Raw genomic sequence first — 17,292 nt, forward strand, 5'->3', positions numbered from 1 at the left:
CTCAAGGTCTGACCCGCACCACCCGCACGGCCTGAGGGCGAGGGCGGCCCGTCGCGTCGACGGACCGCCCTCGCCCTCAGGCCGTGCGGGTGGTGCGGGTCAGACCTTGAGCGTCTTGACCGCGGTCGGGGCGTGCCCCGGCTCCGTGGCCACCTCCTCGAACTCCACCACGTTCGAGATGTCGTTGGTGCCCGACATCGAGATGTTGGTGACGCGCTCCAGGATCGCCTCGACGACGACCGGCACCCGGTGCTCGGCGGCGAGCTTCTTGGCCTGCTCGAGGGCCGCGCCCAGCTCGTTCGGGTCGGTCACCCGGATCGCCTTGCAGCCCAGGCCCTCGGCGACCTTGACGTGGTCGACGCCGTAGACGCCCAGCTCGGGCGAGTTGATGTTCTCGAACTCCAGGTTGACCTGGAAGTCGATCTCGAACGCCCGCTGCGCCTGGCGGATCAGGCCCAGGTAGGAGTTGTTGACCAGGACGTGCACGTACGGGATCTTGTGCTGCGCGCCGACGGCCAGTTCCTCGATCATGAACTGGAAGTCGTAGTCGCCGGAGAGCGCCACGACCTGGGCGTCGGGGTCGGCCTTGGCGACGCCGAGCGCGGCCGGGACGGTCCAGCCGAGCGGGCCCGCCTGGCCGCAGTTGATCCAGTGCCGCGGGCGGTAGACGTGCAGCATCTGGGCGCCGGCGATCTGCGAGAGGCCGATGGTGGAGACGTACCGGGTCTCCGGGCCGAAGGCCTTGTTCATCTCCTCGTAGACGCGCTGCGGCTTGATCGGGATGTCGTCGAAGTGCGTACGGCGCTGGAGCGTGGCCTTCCTCTCCTGCGCGGACGCGGCCCACGCGGAGCGGTCGGGCAGCCTGCCGGCCGCCTTCAGCTCCTTGGCCACCTCGACGAACAGCTCCAGCGCGGCCTTGGCGTCGGAGGCGATGCCGTAGTCCGGGGCGAAGATCTTGCCGATCTGGGTCGGCTCGACGTCGACGTGGACGAACTTCCGCCCCTTGGTGTAGACGTCGATCTTGCCGGTGTGGCGGTTGGCCCAGCGGTTGCCGACGCCGAGGACGAAGTCGGACTCCAGGAAGGTCGCGTTGCCGTAGCGGTGCGAGGTCTGGAGGCCGACCATGCCGGCGTTCAGCTCGTGGTCGTCGGGCAGCAGGCCCCAGCCCATCAGGGTCGGCACGACCGGGGTGCCGGTCAGCTCGGCGAACTCCACCAGCAGGTCGGCCGCGTCGGCGTTGATGACACCGCCGCCGGCCACGATCAGCGGGCGCTCGGCGGCGTTGAGCATGCCGATCGCCTTCTCGACCTGGGCGCGGGTCGCGGCCGGCTTGTAGACCGGGAGCGGCTCGTAGGTCTCCGGGTCGAACTCGATCTCGGTGAGCTGGACGTCGATCGGCAGGTCGATCAGGACCGGACCGGGGCGGCCCGAGCGCATCAGGTGGAACGCCTGTTGGAAGACGCCGGGGACCTGGGCGGCCTCCAGGACGGTGACGGCCATCTTGGTCACCGGCTTGGCGATGGAGGCGATGTCGACGGCCTGGAAGTCCTCCTTGTGGATCACCGCGGTCGGCGCCTGGCCGGTGATGCACAGGATCGGGATGGAGTCGCCGATCGCCGAGTACAGGCCGGTGATCATGTCGGTGCCGGCCGGTCCCGAGGTGCCGATGCAGACACCGATGTTGCCGGGGTGGGTACGGGTGTAGCCCTCGGCCATGTGCGAGGCGCCCTCGACGTGGCGGGCGAGGGTGTGCTGGACGCCGCCGGACGCCTTGAGTGCCGCGTAGAAGGGGTTGATCGCCGCGCCCGGCACACCGAACGCGTCGGTGACGCCCTCGCGCTTGAGAATCTCAACTGCCGCTCGGGCAGCGGTCATACGAGCCATCGAGTACTCCTGCTCCGGCTGTCGGATTCGCACTCCCGTCGCGCCCCGCGGTGAGCTTCTTCCGTAGCAACTTCCGTATAGCGAAATTTGTTTTCTACGATCTGGAAGTAATGTAAGTGGGCGGCCGAGGGCAGTCAAGAGAGGACGATGGGGGTCATGTCCGAGACCATCTCGGTGTGCTGCACGGCCTGCGGGCGGCGGCACCGCTACACGGCGCCCTCGTATCCCTGCGCGTGCGGGGAGCCCGTCGCGCCCGCGCTCGATCCGCACGGGACCGCGACCGCGGTCACCCACCGGGCGTGGGAGGAGGAGTGGGTCGGCGTGCGCTGCGCGGCCTGCGGGGCGCGCAGCCGGTGGCCGCGGCCGGAGCTGGGGTGCCCGTGCGGGACGGTGCTGTGCGTACCGGTGGACGACGCGGCCCCGGGCCGGTTCGGTCGCGCCCCCGGATCACGGGTCCCGGCCCACCGGGCGGTCCCGATCCGCACCGCGCGCGACGCGGTGACCGCGGCCGTGCTGTACCTGCGCGGGCTGGGGCACCGGGACGTGCGCCGCGCCGACCAGCGGCCGCTGTCCGGCATCGGGCTGGCCGCGGCGGGCCTCGTCGTCCAGGTGGATCCGACGGCGGGCCCGGCCTCGCTGCGGGACGTGGAGTGCCTGTGGCTGACGGCGATGGCGGAGTCCGCTCGGTGCGTCTACTTCTCCCTCACCGGATACGCCGGGGACGCCCGGGCCCGCGCCGACCTGCTCGGGGTGGCGCTGTTCGTGCTCGAACCGACGGGAGTGCCGCGCCCGGTGAACGGGTCGGCCGTGGCACTGGACGCAACCGCCGGCTGAAGGCCCCCCTTCGCACGGTGACCTTCAGCTGGTCCCGTGGTCCCGCTCAGGCGGGCTTCCCGTACCGCTCCCGCAGCTCCACCTTGCGCACCTTCCCCGACACGGTCATCGGGAAGGAGTCGAGGAGCTGGAGGCGGCTGGGCACCTTGTAGTGGGCCAGCCGGCCGTCGCAGTACGACCGCAGTTCCTCCAGGGTGAGCGGGTCGGCGGCGTCGCGCGGGACGACACAGGCGAGGACCTCCTCGCCGTAGCGCTCGTGCGGTACGCCGACCACCTGGACGTCCGCGATCTTCGGGTGGGCGTAGAGGAACTCCTCGACCTCGCGCGGGTAGATGTTCTCGCCACCCCGGATGATCATGTCCTTGATGCGGCCGACGATCTCCACGTACCCGTCCTCGCGCATCACCGCGAGGTCCCCGGTGTGCATCCAGCGGCCCGCGTCGACCGCCTCGGCGGTCTTCTCGGGCTCGTCCCAGTAGCCGAGCATCACGCTGTAGCCGCGGGTGCGCAGTTCACCGGCGTCGCCGCGCGGCACGGTCACCCCGGTCACCGGGTCGACGACCTTCACCTCGATGTGCGGCAGGACCCGGCCGACGGTGCCGGTGCGGTGTTCGAGGTCGTCGTCCATGCGTGTCTGGAGGGAGACCGGGGAGGTCTCGGTCATGCCGTAGCAGATGGACACCTCCTCCATGTGCATCTCGGCGACCACCCGCTTCATCACCTCCACCGGGCAGGGCGAGCCGGCCATGATCCCGGTGCGCAGGGAGGTGAGGTCGTAGGAGGCGAACTCCGGGAGGTTCAGTTCCGCGATGAACATCGTGGGGACGCCGTACAGGGACGTGCACCTCTCCCGCTGCACCGCCTCCAGCGTCGCCCTCGGCTCGAAGGACGGGGCCGGGATCACGATGCAGGCGGCGTGGGAGGTGGCCCCCAGATTCCCCATCACCATGCCGAAACAGTGATAAAAGGGCACCGGCAGACAGACCCGGTCCTGCTCCGTGTAGCCGACCGTGCGGCCCACCCAGTAGCCGTTGTTGAGGATGTTGTGGTGGGAGAGGGTGGCGCCCTTGGGAAAGCCGGTGGTGCCGGAGGTGTACTGGATGTTGACCGGGTCGTCGCAGCTCAGCCCGGCGGCGATGGCGTCGAGGCGGTCCTGCGGCACCCGCGCGGCGCCCTCGCTCAGCGCGTCCCAGGAGGGGTCGCCGATGTAGACGGTCTCGCGCAGCGCGGGGCACCGGCCGCGGACCTGCTCCACGATCGCCCGGTAGTCGCTGCCCTTGTGGGCGAGGGAGGCGACGAGGACGGTGATGCCCGACTGCCGGAGGACGTACTCCAGCTCGTGCGCCCGGTAGGCCGGGTTGACGTTCACCATGACGGCGCCGATGCGGGCGGTGGCGTACTGGACGAGGACCCACTCCGGGCAGTTGACCGCCCAGATGCCGACCCGGTCGCCCCGGGTGACGCCCTTCGCCAGCAGTCCGCGCGCCACCTCGTCGACGGCGGCGCCGAACTCGGCGTAGGTCCACCGGCGTCCGGACGGTACGTCGACCAGGGCCTCGCGGTCCGGGTGGGCGGCGACAGCCCGGGCGAGGCTGGCGCCGATGGTGTCGCCGAGCAGGGGGGTGGTGCTGGTGCCGTGGGCGTACGACGGGGGTGGGGTCACCGGAAGTCCTCCTCGCGGTACTCGTTCGCGGAACCGGCCGCGGTGGCCTCGCGCAGCTCGATGCGGCGGATCTTGCCGGAGACGGTCTTGGGCAGCTCGCCGAACTCCAGGCGGCGCAGGCGCTTGTAGGGGGCGAGGACTTCGCGGGAGTGCTCGAACAGCACCTTCGCGGTGTCCGGTCCCGGCTCCCAGCCCGCCGCCAGCACGATGTACGCCTTCGGCACCGCGAGGCGCAGTTCGTCCGGTGCGGGCACGACCGCCGCCTCGGCGACCGCCTCGTGCTCCAGCAGGGCGCTCTCCAGCTCGAACGGGGAGATCTTGTAGTCGGACGCCTTGAAGACGTCGTCGCTGCGTCCGACGTAGGTCAGGTAGCCGTCGGCGTCCCGGGAGCCGATGTCGCCGGTGCGGTAGTAGCCGCCGGCCATCGCCTCCGCCGTGCGGTCGGGGTCGCCGTGGTAGCCGGTCATCAGGCCGACGGGGTGCGCGGACAGGTCCAGGGCGATCTCGCCCTCGTCGGCGCCGGGGGCACCGCTGACCGGGTCGAGGAGTTCGACGCGGTAGCCGGGGCTGGGGCGGCCCATCGAGCCCGTCTTCAGCACCTGTCCGGGGCTGTTGGAGACCTGGACCGCGGTCTCGGTCTGGCCGAAGCCGTCCCGGACGGTCACGCCCCAGGCCTCGCGGACCTGTTCGATCACCTCGGGGTTGAGCGGCTCACCCGCGGCGACGACCTCGCGCGGGCGGTGGGCGAGCTGGGTGAGGTCGGCCTGGATGAGCATGCGCCACACGGTCGGCGGGGCGCAGAACGTGGTCACCCCGGCCCGGTCCATCTCGGCCATCAGGCGGGCCGCGTCGAACCGGGTGTAGTTGTACAGGAAGACGGTCGCCTCGGCGTTCCACGGCGCGAACAGGTTCGACCAGGCGTGCTTGGCCCAGCCGGGCGAGGAGATGTTCAGGTGCACGTCACCGGGGAGCAGACCGATCCAGTACATGGTCGCCAGGTGCCCGACCGGGTAGGACACGTGGGTGTGCTCGACCAGCTTGGGGCGGGCGGTGGTGCCCGAGGTGAAGTACAGCATCAGCGGGTCGTCGGCGGCGGTGGGGCCGTCCGGGGTGAAGCCGGCGTCGGCGGTGTACACGTCCGCGTAGGGCAGCCAGCCGGGTGCCGTGCCGCCGACGGCGACGCGCGTGTAGTCGCCGGGGACGTCGTCGAACTTGCCGGCGTCCCCGGCGCGGACGATCACGTGCCGCACCTTGCCGCGGTCGACGCGGTCGCGCAGGTCCGCGGGGCCGAGCAGCGGGGTGGCCGGGATGACGACGGCGCGGAGCTTCATCGCGGCGAGCGCGGTCTCCCAGAGTTCGGTCTGGTTGCCGAGCATGACGAGGATGCGGTCCTCGGCCCGCACGCCCCACTCCCGCAGCCGGTTGGCGACCCGGCCGGAGCGGGCGGACATCTCGGCGAAGGAGACCCGGACCTCCGAGCCGTCCTCCTCGACGATGTGCAGCGCGGTGCGCTCGTTCCCGTCGGCGATGACGTCGAACCAGTCCAGCGCCCAGTTGAAGTCCCGGGGGCGGGGCCAGGTGAAGCCCTCGTAGGCGGCGGTGTAGTCCTCGCGGTGCTCCAGCAGGAAGTCCCGCGCGCTGCGGAACAGCTCCGTGGCCGTCGTCATCTGTCCTCCTTCGTGCCGGACCTTGCCGGGCGGCTCTCTGCCATCGTGTAATCCGTGATGCAGGTCTCACTACCCCCGAACGGGGGTGGGCGCCCCGGGACGGGTGTGAGGGAGGGCGGAACGGGTGGCGGTGGAGTCGGGGGACGGAGCAGAGATCCGGGGTGCGCTGGTGCGGCTGCGGCGGGCGACCGGGCTGCCGGTGGCCTTCGGCGGGCTGGTGGAGGCGGGCCGGCGGCAGGTGCGCATCAGCGAGCTGAGCGGCACGGCGACGGCCGCGCTCAGCGCCCTCGCGGTGACCTCGGGCAACGGCCTCGGCGGCCGGGCGGTGGCGCTGTCGCGGCCCTGCGCGGTGACGGACTACTCCGTCTCCGCGCAGATCAGCCACGAGTACGACCGGCCCGTCGCCGCCGAGGGACTGCGCTCGGTGCTGGCGGTCCCGGTGGTGGTACGGCGCCGGGTGCGCGGTGTGCTGTACGGCGCCCTGCGCACCGCGCAGCCGCTGGGCGACCGCACCCTGGGCGCGGCCGTGGCGGCGGCCCGGGACGTGGAGCAGGCGCTGGTGCTGCGGGACGAGACGGACGAGCTGCTGGCGGCGGCCCGGCCCGCCCCGCACGGCCCGTCGGACGCGGCGGGCTGGGAGCAGGTACGGGAGGCGCACGCGGCGCTGCGGGCGCTGGCGCCCCGGATCGCGGACCCCGCGCTGCGCGAGGAGCTGCTGCGCGCCTGCGGCCTGCTGGCGCCCGGGGACGGGCCGGGAACGGGACCCCGGCCCGCCCCGCGCGAGGTGGACGTGCTGGCCTGCGTGGCCGCGGGCGCGACGAACGTCGAGGCCGCGGAGCGGCTCGGGCTGGGCGCCGAGACCGTGAAGAGCTACCTGCGCTCGGCGATGCGCAAGCTGGGCGCCCGCACCCGCACGGAGGCGGTCGCCCGGGCCCGCCGGACGGGATGGCTGCCGTAGGGTGCGGGGCGGCCCGGGGATTTCCCGCGGCTCTTTGATTTCCGTGCCCGCCGGTTTGTTATTTGCCTCACCTCCTCGTCCCTCCTTAATCCAATGGCCCGTTGCCTAACATTGGCCCGGACACGACACTCGGAGGGAGCGGTCACCGTGCCACGGGACTTCGCGGAGTCTGCCGGATTCCGCTCCGACCTGGTCATCGGGCGGGAGGAGTCGTTCGGCGCGGCACGTGAGCAGCTGGCCCGGGGCGGCAGTGTGTTGCTGCACGGGCCCGCCGGAATTGGAAAGTCGACCGTCCTGCGCACCCTGGCGGCGGAATACGCCCGCACCTCCCACACCGTGTTGCGCTGCTCGGCCACGGAGTCCGAATCACATCTCCCCTTCCTCGCCCTGGCCGACCTCCTGGGCCTGGTCCTGGACGACGTGTCCCGGGCGCTGCCCGCCGCGCAGCGCACCGCGCTGGAGTCGGCGCTCACCGGACGCGGCGAGTCCACCCTCCAGCGCGACGGCCTGGCGCTGCGGCTGGCGGTGCTGTCCGCCCTGCGCGCCCTCGCCGCCGCGGGCCCGGTCCTCGTCGTCGCCGACGACCTCCAGTGGCTGGATCCGGCCAGCGCGGAACTCCTCGGTTTCGCCGCCCGACGCCTGGGCGAGACCCCGGTGCGGCTGCTGTGCGCGGTGCGGACCGAGGGGCCCGAGACGGAGGACGCCGCGTACGACCGCCATCTGCGCGCCTCCCCGCCGGACACCCGCGCGCTCCGCCTCGGCCCGCTGACCCGCGCCCAGGTCGCGACGCTGCTCGGCGAACGCGGCTACGCGGGCCTGCACCGGGCCACGGTCCGCGACATCCACCGCACCAGCGGCGGCAATCCGCTCTTCGCCCTGGAACTGGGCCGGGCGCTGGCCGAGAGCCCCGCGGCGCCCCGGCCCGGCGAGCCGCTGCCGGTGCCGACCTCGCTGCGCGCCCTGGTCCTCTCCCGCCTGGAGATGCTGTCGGACGAGGCCCGCCGCACCCTGCTGGTGGCCAGCGCCGGCGCCCGCCCGACGCCGGCCCTGCTGCGCGCGGCCGGCCGGGGGAACGCCGAGGCCGAGACGGCCCAGGCGGCGGCGCTGGGACTGCTGGCGACCGACCCGGAGGGCCCGACCGTACGGTTCGCGCACCCGCTCATCTCGGCCGCGCTGTACGCCGAGGCCCCGGCGCCCGAGCGGCGGGCCGCGCACGCCGCGCTGTCCACGGCCGCCTCCGACCCGATCGAGCGCGCCCGGCACCTCGCCCTGGCCACCACCGGCACCGACCCCGAGGTCGCGGCGCGGCTTGCGGAGGCCGCCTCGCTGGCCCGGGACCGCGGGGCGCCCTCGGTGGCCGCCTCGCTCGGGCTGCTCGCCGCCCGGCACACCCCGGCGGACAGCGCGCCGGGACCGGACGAACGCCGGGTGGCGGCCGCCGAGGACGCGATCACGGCGGGCGAGCAGGATCTCGCCCGGGACATCGCCCGCGAGGTGCTGACCAGGGCCACCGCCCCCGGCGACCGGGTCCGCGCCTGGATGGTGGTGATCGAGGCCGCCGGGCAGGCCATCGGCGAGGTCGACGCCGTCTTCCCGCAGGCCCTGGCCGACGCGGGCGACGACCCGCGGCTGCTCGCCCAGGTCCACTACCAGCTGGCCTGGCGCTCCCTGGTGGTGCAGGGCGACTTCGCCCAGGGCCGGGAGGAGGCCGCGCACGCCGCCCGGCTGGCGGCGCGGGGCGCCGACCGGCGTACCGAACTGCTCGCGCTGGCGTTCCAGGCCCAGTGCGAGACGCTGATGGGGCATCCGGACGCCCCGGCGACCATCGGGCGGGCGCTGGCCGAGCCGCAGGACCCGCGGGTGGCGTGCCACCACAACGGGGCCGGATCGTCCCGGTTCCGGTGGCTGGTGATGAGCGACCGGCTGGCCGAGGCGCGGGCCACCGCCACCACGCTGCTGCGTGAGGTGCGCCGCCGCGGCATGGCCGAGAGCGAGGTCCACTATCTGCGCTTCCTGGCCGAGACCGAGCTGCACTCCGGGCACTGCGGCCGGGCCCTGGAGCTGGCGCGGGAGAGCCTGACGCTGGCCCGGGACGCGGGCATCGGCGAGGGTGCCGGCGCGATGCAGGCCGCGCTGGCCGAGGCCGCGGGCGGCGACCCGGGCCGGGCCCTGGAGCTGGCGCGGGAGGCGGTGCGGCGGGCGGAGGAGGACGGCGACGCCGTGTACCTGTCGCGGGCGCTGGCCGCGCTCGGCCACGCGAACCTGGTGGCGGGCGACGCGGGGGCGGCCGTGCGGGCGTTGCGCCGGGTGCGGGAGCTGGAGGCCGGGGCGGGCATCACCGACCCGGCGCGCGGACGGTGGCAGGGGGATCTGGCGGAGGCGCTGGTGCGGACCGGCGAGCCGGCCGAGGCGATGGACGTCATCGAGGTCAGCCGCGCCCACGCGCTGCGGCTCGGGCGGGGCAGCGTGCTCGCCGTGCTGGACCGGGCGGAGGCCCTGGTGCGCGCGGGCCGGGGCGAACACCGGGCGGCCGTCGCGCGGTTGACGTCGGCGCGGGAGCGGCTGGCCGGGCTGGGGTACGGCCTGGAGGAGGCACGGGCGGCCTTCGCGCTGGCCGAACTGCACGCCGAACGGCCGGGCCGGGCGCCGGGGGCGGCGTCGTACGACGAGGCGACGCGGCTGTTCCGGCGCTGCCGGGCGCTGCCCTGGCTGGAACGGGTGGAGGCGGCCGTCGCGGCGCGGTCGGCCGGGCCGTCCCCGGCACCGGCCGCCACGCCGGACGGTCTCGCGGGGCTGGCCGCGATGGAGCGTCAGGTGGCCGCGCTGGTCATGGAAGGCCAGACGAACCGGGAGATCGCCGCCCGGCTCTTCGTCAGCGTCAAGACCGTCGAGGCGACCCTGACCCGGGTCTACCGCAAGCTCGGGATCCGGTCCCGGGTCGATCTCGTCCGGCTGGCGGCGGGCGGGCGAACGGACTGAGAACGGCGGGGGTTTACCGGTCACGCACCGAGGGTTTTCCCTGCCCGCCTCCCCTAGGGGGTTCCCTCATTGGGGTGCCCCGACCGCCGGTTCTAGCGTGAACACGTGCCGCTCGCCCGGGCATACGGGGGTCTGTCCCGAGACCCCCGTGCAACCCCCCACGTCCGTGCGACCCCCCACCGGCAACCCCTTGAGGAGACTCATGTTCGGGCTCACCCGCGCCAGATCGGCAGCCGCCGTGCTGGCCGCCGCCGGCGCAGCCGCGCTGCTCGCCGCCCCCTCCGCCGTCGCCGCGCCGCAGCCGATCGTCGGCGGCACCACCACCACGACGGCCGCCTACCCGTACGTCATGCAGATCACCGACGCCTCCCAGAACCAGTTCTGCGGCGGCACCCTCGTCTCACCCACCAAGGTCGTCACCGCCGCGCACTGCATGGCCGGCGAGAGCGCGCGCAGCGTCCGCGTGGTCGGCGGACGCACCTACCTCGACGGCTCGAACGGCACGGTCGCCCGGGTCAGCCGGATCTGGGTGCACCCGGACTACACCGACGCCACCAACGGCGACGACGTGGCGGTGCTGACGCTGGCGTCGTCGATGCCGTACAAGCCGGCGAAGTACGTCTCCTCCTCGGACACCTCGGTCTACGCGGCCGGCAACGAGGCCCGGGTGCTCGGCTGGGGGACCACCCGGGAGAACGGCAGTTCCTCCAACCAGCTGCGGACCGCGACCGTGCCGGTCGTCTCCGACTCGGACTGCGGCGGCTCGTACGGCTCCGACTTCGTCGCGAGCGACATGGTGTGCGCCGGGCTCCCGTCCGGCGGCGTGGACACCTGCCAGGGCGACAGCGGCGGACCCCTGATCATCGGGGGCGTCCTGGCAGGAATCACCTCCTGGGGCGAGGGCTGCGCGAGGGCCGGCTACCCGGGGGTCTACTCCCGGCTGACCACGTTCTCGGACCAGGTGACCGCGCAGGTCACCTCGTAGCCCCGCCCCGGCAGGTCTCCTGACCTCCTGAGTACCCCTCAGGTGCAAGCCAGGGGGCGTTGCGAGCCTCCACGAGCGGCCCGCAACGCCCCCTCTCCAACGCGTCAGCCGCGTACCGTCCCGAAGCGGACGCCGTACGCGGCTTCCGGCTGCATGACGGCCAGCATCCGCTCCCCCTCGGCCACGACCTCGGCCCGGCGCTCCTCGGGCAGGCGGTCGAAGGCTTCGACGACGAGGGCGTCCTCCTCGGTCTTCCACAGTCCGGCCACGAAGCCGTCGACGAGGAGGACGCGGTGGGCCTGGTTCCCCGTCCAGGTACGGCCCTTGTGGGCGGGCGGGACGACGCGGGTGCGGTCGGCGTGGGAGAGCAGCAGGTTGTCGAACTCGGGCAGGAAGCGCGGCGGGGCCGGGGTGTCCGGGTCGGGGCGCGGCGCGTCCGGGAGGTCGAAGAGTTCGGTGCCGTCCGGGGCGCGGAAGGTGACGAGCCGGGGGCGGAGCCGTTCGAAGGCGTCCCGCAGCCGGGTCAGGCCCGCCCACGTCTGCATGTCCTTCACGGAGGCCGGCCCGAAGGCGCCGAGGTAGCGCAGGACGGTGTCGTCCGGTGCGGGCGCGGGCCGTGCGGGGCGGGCCAGCCAGTGCTCGGCGGTGGTGAGCGTGACCTGGCCGCTCCTGCCCCACAGTCCGCGCGGGGTGACCTGGACGAGGGGGAGGCGGCAGCGGGCGGCGACGGCCAGGGACTGCGGGTCGGCGTCGGGCCACTCGGCGAGCAGGGCCTCGCGCAACTGGGCCATGGTGCGCGGCTCGGCCTCGACCAGGTCGCGGGCGAGGCCGGCGAGCCGGTCCAGGTCGACGCCCGCCAGGCCCTTGCGGAAGGCGTGCAGCTCCCGGTCCCGGGCCGCCTGCACCAGGGGGCGCAGGGTGAGGCAGTCGTCGGCGGTGTGGGTGTGGATGGTCGAGCGCATGGTGACGAGGCGGGCGACCCGTCGGCCGGCCATCGCCTCCGACAGGTCCTCGGGCGTGAAGCCGTCGAGGCGGGCGGCGAGCGCGTAGTACGGGGGCTTGACGTTCTGGGCCTGGAGTCCGACGAGGTGCGCGACGGCCGCCTCGGCGGACATGGCCGCGCGGCGCAGCAGCAACTGCCGGGCGAGGGTGGCGCGGTTGAGGGCGCGGATGCCGAGGACGGGGGCGCTCGTGCCTGCCTTGGTCGTCATGGGTGCACACGGTAGCGGGGCTCGCGGGCGGGTCTGTCCGCGATGGGCCCGGCCGACGGTGACCGTGGGCCGGGGCCGCTACCGGCAGGTGGGCCGGTAGGCGAGTTGTGGCAGCAGTTCGTGCCAGCGGGTGGGGGTGAGGTCGCCGCCGGTGCGGGCGCAGACGTGCCGGACGGCCCGGTCCGTGTCCAGGGTCCAGATTCTGGCCGTCAGGTCGTTGCCCGCGGAGGCCAGGGTGTCGCCGCCGGGCGCGAACGCGACCGAGGTGACCGTGTCCAGGTGGCCGGTCAGGGGGCCGCCGAACGCCTCGGCGTGGGCGGGGTCGGCCACGTTCCACAGGCGTACGGCGTGGTCCTCGCCGCCGCTGGCGAGGGTGCGCCCGTCGGGGGCGAAGGACACGGAGGTGACGCCGCCGCGGTGTCCGGTCAGCTCCTCGCCCAGCGGCCGGACCCGGCCGGGGTCCGTGACGTCCCAGAGCCGTACGGTGCGGTCCCGGCCCCCGGTGGCGAGGACGTGCCCCTCGGGGGCGAAGGCCACGGAGTTGACCCAGTCGCCGTGGGCGGTCAGCGGTTCGCCCAGCGGCCGGGCCCGGTCGCGGTCGCGGACGTCCCACAGGCGGGCCGTCTTGTCCTGGCTGCCGGTGGCGAGGGTGTGCCCGTCCGAAGCGAAGGCGACGGAGCCGACCCAGTCGGTGTGGGCGGTCAGCGGGGCCCCGACGGGCCGTACGTGATCGCGGTCGCGGACGTCCCACAGCCGGGCCCGCTCGTCCGCGCCGCCGGTCGCGAGGGTCCGGCCGTCCGGGGCGAAGGCGACGGTGAGGGCGCCGCCCGGGTGTGCGTCGGGGAGGGTGGCCGCGGGGACGGGACGGGCCGGGTCGGAGAGGTCCCACAGCCGTACGGTGCCGTCCTCGTCGCCGGAGGCGGCCGTGCGGCCGTCCGGGGCGAAGGCGACGGTGAGGACGGCGGCCTCGTGGCCGGTGAGGGCTCGCGGCAGCCTGCGCGGGTGATCCGGCCGGCCGACGTCCCAGAGCCGGACCAGGGCGTCGTCGGTGCTGGCGGCGGCGAGCAGCCTGCCGCCGGGGGCGTAGGCCACGGCGGTGAGCGGGTTGGTGAAGTCGGTGAGGACGTTCTCCGGCAGGTGCCACAGGCGGACGCCGCGGTCGGCGCCGGTGGTGGCGAGGGTGCGGCCGTCCGGGGCGAACGCCAGGTCCCACAGGCCCTCCGTGTGGCCGGTGAGCGGTTCGCCGATCTGCTGCGGGTAGGCGGGGTTGGCGACGTTCCACAGGATCACGGTGTCGTCCTGCGCGGCGCTGGCCAGGGTGTGTCCGTCCGGGCCGAAGGCCACGGACCACACGGCGGCGGAGTGCGCGGTGAGCGGTTCGCCCAGGGGGCGTGGGGCGTCGCCGCCGGAGACGTCCCACAGGCGCACCGTGTCGTCGTAGCCGGCGGTGGCCAGGGTGTCGCCGTCCGGGGAGTACGCGAGGGACCAGACCGCCTCCTCGTGCGCGCGCCGCGGCTCGCCGAGCGGGGCCGGCCCGTCGGCGCCGCCGGCCCGCCAGAGCCGTACGGTCCCGGTGTGCCCGGCGGTGGCGAGGGTGCGGCCGTCCGGGGCGAAGGCGACGTCCCGGACGCTGCGGGTGTCGGCACGGGCCGGATCGCCGAGCGGGGCGGGGCGGGCCGGGTCCCCGACGTCCCACAGGCGCAGGGTGCCGTCGTCGCCCGCGGTGGCCAGGGTGCGGCCGTCGGGGGTGAAGTCCACGGAGGTGACGGACTTTCCGCCGTGGCTCACCAGGGGCCGGCCCAGCGGCCGGGGCCGCGCGCGGTCGCGTACGTCCCACAGGCGGATGCCGCCGCCCTGGCCGGCGGCGGCGAGCAGCGTGCCGTCGGGCGAGTAGGCCAGCGCGCCGACGTCGCCGCCGGAGATGCGCAGCGGCTCGCCGAGCGGTGCGCGCGGGTCGGCTTTCGAGGTGTCCCACAGGCGTACGGTGCCGTCGTGGCCGCCGCTCGCGAGGGTCCGCCCGTCGGGGGCGAAGGCCACGGCGCTGCCGATGTCCCGGTGTCCGGGCAGCCGGGTGGACAGCACCCGGCCCGCGTCCGTGGTGAGCGCCGTCCTGAGTTCGGGGGTGGTGCGCATGCCGAGCGCGGCGACGTCGAGCCGGGCGGCCAGGGGGGTGCTGGTGGGGCGCAGCCGGTCGGCCTCGGCGGTGATCCGGCCGAAGACGGCGTCGTCCCGCTCGGCCCGGGCGGTGTCGCGGAGTCTGAGGGCGACGACGGCGGTGCCGGACGCGACCAGCACCAGCAGGGCGAGGGCGGCCGACAGCCCGCGCCGCAGCCACACCGCGCGCCGCCGCCGGCCGGTCGAGGCGGCGAGGAACTCGGCTTCCGTCGGGGTGAGTTCGGCGTGGTGGCCGGGTGGGAAGGCGTCGTGGGCGGCGGCCAGGCGGGAGCCCGCGTAGAGGGCGGCGTTCTCCCGGCCGAGGCCGGTCCAGGTGCGGGCGGCCTCGGAGAGGGCGCGGTGGACGCGCAGCCGGTCGCGTTCGGCGTCGATCCAGCCGCGCAGCCTGGGCCAGGCGGTGATCAGTGCCTCGTGGGCGAGTTCGACGGTGCCGTCGTCGAGGGTGAGCAGCCGGGCGCGGACCAGCCGGTCCAGGACGGCGCGGGTGCCGTCCGGGTCGCCGAGGTCGAGTTCGGCGTGTTCGGCGGGCCGCCGGGTGTCGGGGGTGCCGTCGCCCGGTGCGACGAGCCGCAGCAGGACCCGGCGGGCCAGTTCGGCCTGGGGCGGGGTGAGTTCGCCGTACACCTCCTCGGCGGTGCGCACGACGGCGCCGCGCAGGCCGCCGGCGGTCTCGTAGGCGGTCTCGGTGAGGGTCCGGCCGGTGCGGTGCCGCCAGGTCTCCAGCAGCGCGTGCGACATCAGCGGCAGTCCGCCCGGGGCGTGCTCGACCTCGTCGAGCAGCCGTGCCGTCAGAGCGCGTTCGACGACCAGCCCCTCGGCGGCGGCCGGCCGGACCACAGCCTCCCGCAGCTCCTCGCGGCTCATCGGACCGGCGAGCAGGGTGGCGTCCTGCAACGCGGCCGTGAGGGCGGGGTGTTCGGCGCAGCGGCCCAGGAAGTCGGCGCGTACGGCGATCACCACACGCAGGGAACCGCCCGGCGCGGCGGCGGCGAGCAGCCGGTCGACGAAGGCGTTGCGCTCGGCGGGGTCGGCGCAGAGGGTGTACAGCTCCTCGAACTGGTCGACGACGAGCCAGGTGTCCGCCCCCGGGGCCGCGCCGGGAGCGGGGTCCAGGCGGTCCGCGTGGGTGCGCAGCGGGTCGGCGCCGGGGGTGAGGACGCGGACGGCCGCGGGGGCGCAGGGCGCGTCCGGGCCGGTCTGCGGGGTGCGCAGGCGCGGGATGAGCCCGGCCCGCAGCAGGGAGGACTTGCCGCTGCCGGAGGGGCCGAAGACGGCGGTGAAGCGGTGCCGGCGGGTCAGTGCGGTCAGCCGGTCCACGAGCCGGTCGCGGCCGAAGAACAGCGCCGCGTCGTCCGGTTCGTAGCGTGTCAGGCCCCGGTAGGGCGGGCGGGACTCCTCCTCGGCGGCGGCGAGGGCGGCGGCCTCCGCGCTCGCCGCCCGCCAGCGCCGCTCCCACTCCTCGGGGTCGCCGCCGCAGACGTCGACGTAGGCGAGGGTCACGGCGAGCGTGGGGAGTTGACGTCCGGCCGCAGCCTGGGAGAGGGCGGTCACCGAGAACGGCACCTTGTCCGCCATCGTCCGGTACGTCGGCCGGCCCACCGACTCGCGCAGGGCGCGGAGTTCGGCGGCGAACCGCTGCACCGGTCCGGCTCCCGGGTCGAGCCGTCGCTCCCGGCGTCCCACTCCGCGTCCGCTCACGTATCCCCGCCCCGCCATAGCTCCCGGTCCCCGTCCGGGCGCCCACGGTAGGCACGCGCGGGAATGGCGGCAAGCACGGCGGCGGGCATCCGCCGGTGGCGCACGCGGAGTTCACGGTGTCTTCACTCCGGTTCCGCATGGTCAGGTGCCGCCCGGCCCGCCGCGTGCCGGTTCCGCATTGTTCAGAGCGGCGGCCGGGCTGCTGAACAACACCGCCGCGGGGTGGAATCGGTGCTCGGGGGAGTCGGCGGGGTGGCGCGCACGCCGCGCCGCTCGTGGCCGCGCCACCCCGCAGACACCTCGCGTACGCCGTCAGTCATCGGCGTGCGCCGGGCTCAGGAACGGACAGACGAGGGAAGTGATCCGATGACCGCCGAGGCGACCCGTCGCCCGCCGAGCGTGACACTGGCGGTGGTGCTGGTGATGCTCGGAACGTTCATCGCCGCGACGACGGCGGCCGGTCCGCAGGAGGCGGGGGCCCTGGTGCTGCTGCTGGTGGCGGTCTGCTTCTGGTGCGCGGTCCGGGCCGGCCGGGGAAAGCGGGGCGCCCGGACCGCGGTGACCTGCCTGACGGCGGTGGTCTTCGTACTCGGGGCGACGTTCGCGTTCGAGGACGCGCTGTACGGCGGCACCACGCTGCTGCTCGGCGCGCTGCTCGCGGTCCCGGGTGTGGTGCTGCTGTACCGCCCGGCCGCCGAGGACTACGTCAGCGCCCGCGAGGAGCGCCTCCGTGCGCGCGAGGAGTACGACGCGTGACCCGGCCGCCGTACCAGGACCCGGAGCGGCCCGAGGGCGAACGGCCGGGGCCGGACCTGCCCGGGTACTGGGACCCGGGCTGGGAGCCCCGGCCTCCCGCCGGGCCCCGGCCGCCGCGTGAGCCCGATCCGCTCGCCGTCGCCGTCGGCAACGCCTCGCTGCTCGGGGCGGGTTATCTGATGCTGGGCCGCCGGTGGCTGTTCTGGGCCTGCGCGGTGGTCACCGTCGCGCTGCTGCGGCTGACGTACGCCACGGCCGAGACGTGGTGCGAGGTGCTCCTGCTGCTGTGGTGGGCGGTGATGGTCGCGCACGGCCTGTGGCTGGCGCGGCGGCATCCCGCGGCGGGCCCCCGGGCCGGTCAGCGGGTGCTGGCGCTCGGGCTCACCCTGCCGGTGCTGGTGGCCGCCGGGTGGGTGCGGTACGACACCCACGGCATCGAGGACGCCGTGGCGGGGGCCCGCGCGCGGGGGGACTGCGGGGAG

General features: G+C 74.8%; 10 protein-coding genes and 1 pseudogene. 6 read left to right on the forward strand and 5 right to left on the reverse strand.

All coding sequences use genetic code 11. From position 1 onward, the window contains the following. Positions 1 to 99: 99 nt before the first annotated feature. Positions 100 to 1,884 (reverse strand): glyoxylate carboligase, encoded by a 1,785-nt coding sequence (gcl, locus tag DMH12_RS28350; protein ID WP_122618792.1) that lies wholly within the window; start codon positions 1,882 to 1,884, stop codon positions 100 to 102. A gap of 147 nt (positions 1,885 to 2,031) precedes the next feature. Between gcl and DMH12_RS28355 the strand changes: the two genes are divergently transcribed. Beyond that, positions 2,032 to 2,718 (forward strand): hypothetical protein, encoded by a 687-nt coding sequence (locus tag DMH12_RS28355; RefSeq protein ID WP_125494292.1) that lies wholly within the window; start codon positions 2,032 to 2,034, stop codon positions 2,716 to 2,718. A 46-nt stretch (positions 2,719 to 2,764) separates the two neighbouring features. Here the strand turns inward: DMH12_RS28355 and DMH12_RS28360 are convergent, their stop codons facing one another. Both DMH12_RS28360 and DMH12_RS28365 read right to left on the reverse strand, forming a co-directional pair. Then, positions 2,765 to 4,381 (reverse strand): AMP-binding protein, encoded by a 1,617-nt coding sequence (locus DMH12_RS28360; protein WP_125494293.1) that lies wholly within the window; start codon positions 4,379 to 4,381, stop codon positions 2,765 to 2,767. After that, positions 4,378 to 6,048, reverse strand: a complete 1,671-nt coding sequence (locus DMH12_RS28365) for an AMP-binding protein (RefSeq protein ID WP_125494294.1) — start codon at positions 6,046 to 6,048, stop codon at positions 4,378 to 4,380. Before DMH12_RS28365 ends, DMH12_RS28360 begins: the two co-directional genes overlap by 4 nt. 124 nt (positions 6,049 to 6,172) lie before the next feature. On the opposite strand from DMH12_RS28365, the gene DMH12_RS28370 reads away from it, so the two are divergent. The 3 genes from DMH12_RS28370 to DMH12_RS28380 all read left to right on the forward strand — a co-directional run bounded on the left by DMH12_RS28370 (position 6,173) and on the right by DMH12_RS28380 (position 10,970). Beyond that, positions 6,173 to 7,006 carry a helix-turn-helix transcriptional regulator gene (locus tag DMH12_RS28370; protein ID WP_125494295.1) on the forward strand — a complete coding sequence of 278 codons (834 nt, stop codon included), beginning with the start codon at positions 6,173 to 6,175 and terminating at the stop codon, positions 7,004 to 7,006. A gap of 93 nt (positions 7,007 to 7,099) precedes the next feature. Then, positions 7,100 to 9,985 carry an AAA family ATPase gene (locus DMH12_RS28375; protein WP_185832594.1) on the forward strand — a complete coding sequence of 962 codons (2,886 nt, stop codon included), beginning with the start codon at positions 7,100 to 7,102 and terminating at the stop codon, positions 9,983 to 9,985. 202 nt (positions 9,986 to 10,187) lie between these two features. After that, positions 10,188 to 10,970, forward strand: a complete 783-nt coding sequence (locus DMH12_RS28380; protein WP_125494297.1) for a trypsin-like serine protease — start codon at positions 10,188 to 10,190, stop codon at positions 10,968 to 10,970. 104 nt (positions 10,971 to 11,074) lie between these two features. Here DMH12_RS28380 and DMH12_RS28385 read toward each other — a convergent pair whose 3' ends face one another. Next, positions 11,075 to 12,181, reverse strand: coding sequence for a winged helix DNA-binding domain-containing protein (locus DMH12_RS28385; protein ID WP_125494298.1), 1,107 nt, complete (start codon positions 12,179 to 12,181; stop codon positions 11,075 to 11,077). 78 nt (positions 12,182 to 12,259) lie between these two features. Next, on the reverse strand, positions 12,260 to 16,054 hold the full coding sequence (locus DMH12_RS28390) for a WD40 repeat domain-containing protein (protein WP_260474374.1): 3,795 nt from the start codon (positions 16,052 to 16,054) through the stop codon (positions 12,260 to 12,262). A gap of 366 nt (positions 16,055 to 16,420) precedes the next feature. Between DMH12_RS28390 and DMH12_RS28395 the strand changes: the two genes are divergently transcribed. After that, the gene (locus DMH12_RS28395; protein ID WP_125494300.1) at positions 16,421 to 16,810 is read left to right on the forward strand and encodes a hypothetical protein; all 390 of its coding nucleotides are present in this window, start codon (positions 16,421 to 16,423) and stop codon (positions 16,808 to 16,810) included. Further along, positions 16,807 to 17,292: pseudogene (locus tag DMH12_RS28400) on the forward strand (hypothetical protein); the annotation flags it as partial. The gene DMH12_RS28395 and the pseudogene DMH12_RS28400, both read left to right, overlap by 4 nt.

The sequence above is a fragment of the Streptomyces sp. WAC 04229 genome, from assembly GCF_003947455.1.
Lineage (GTDB): Bacteria > Actinomycetota > Actinomycetes > Streptomycetales > Streptomycetaceae > Streptomyces.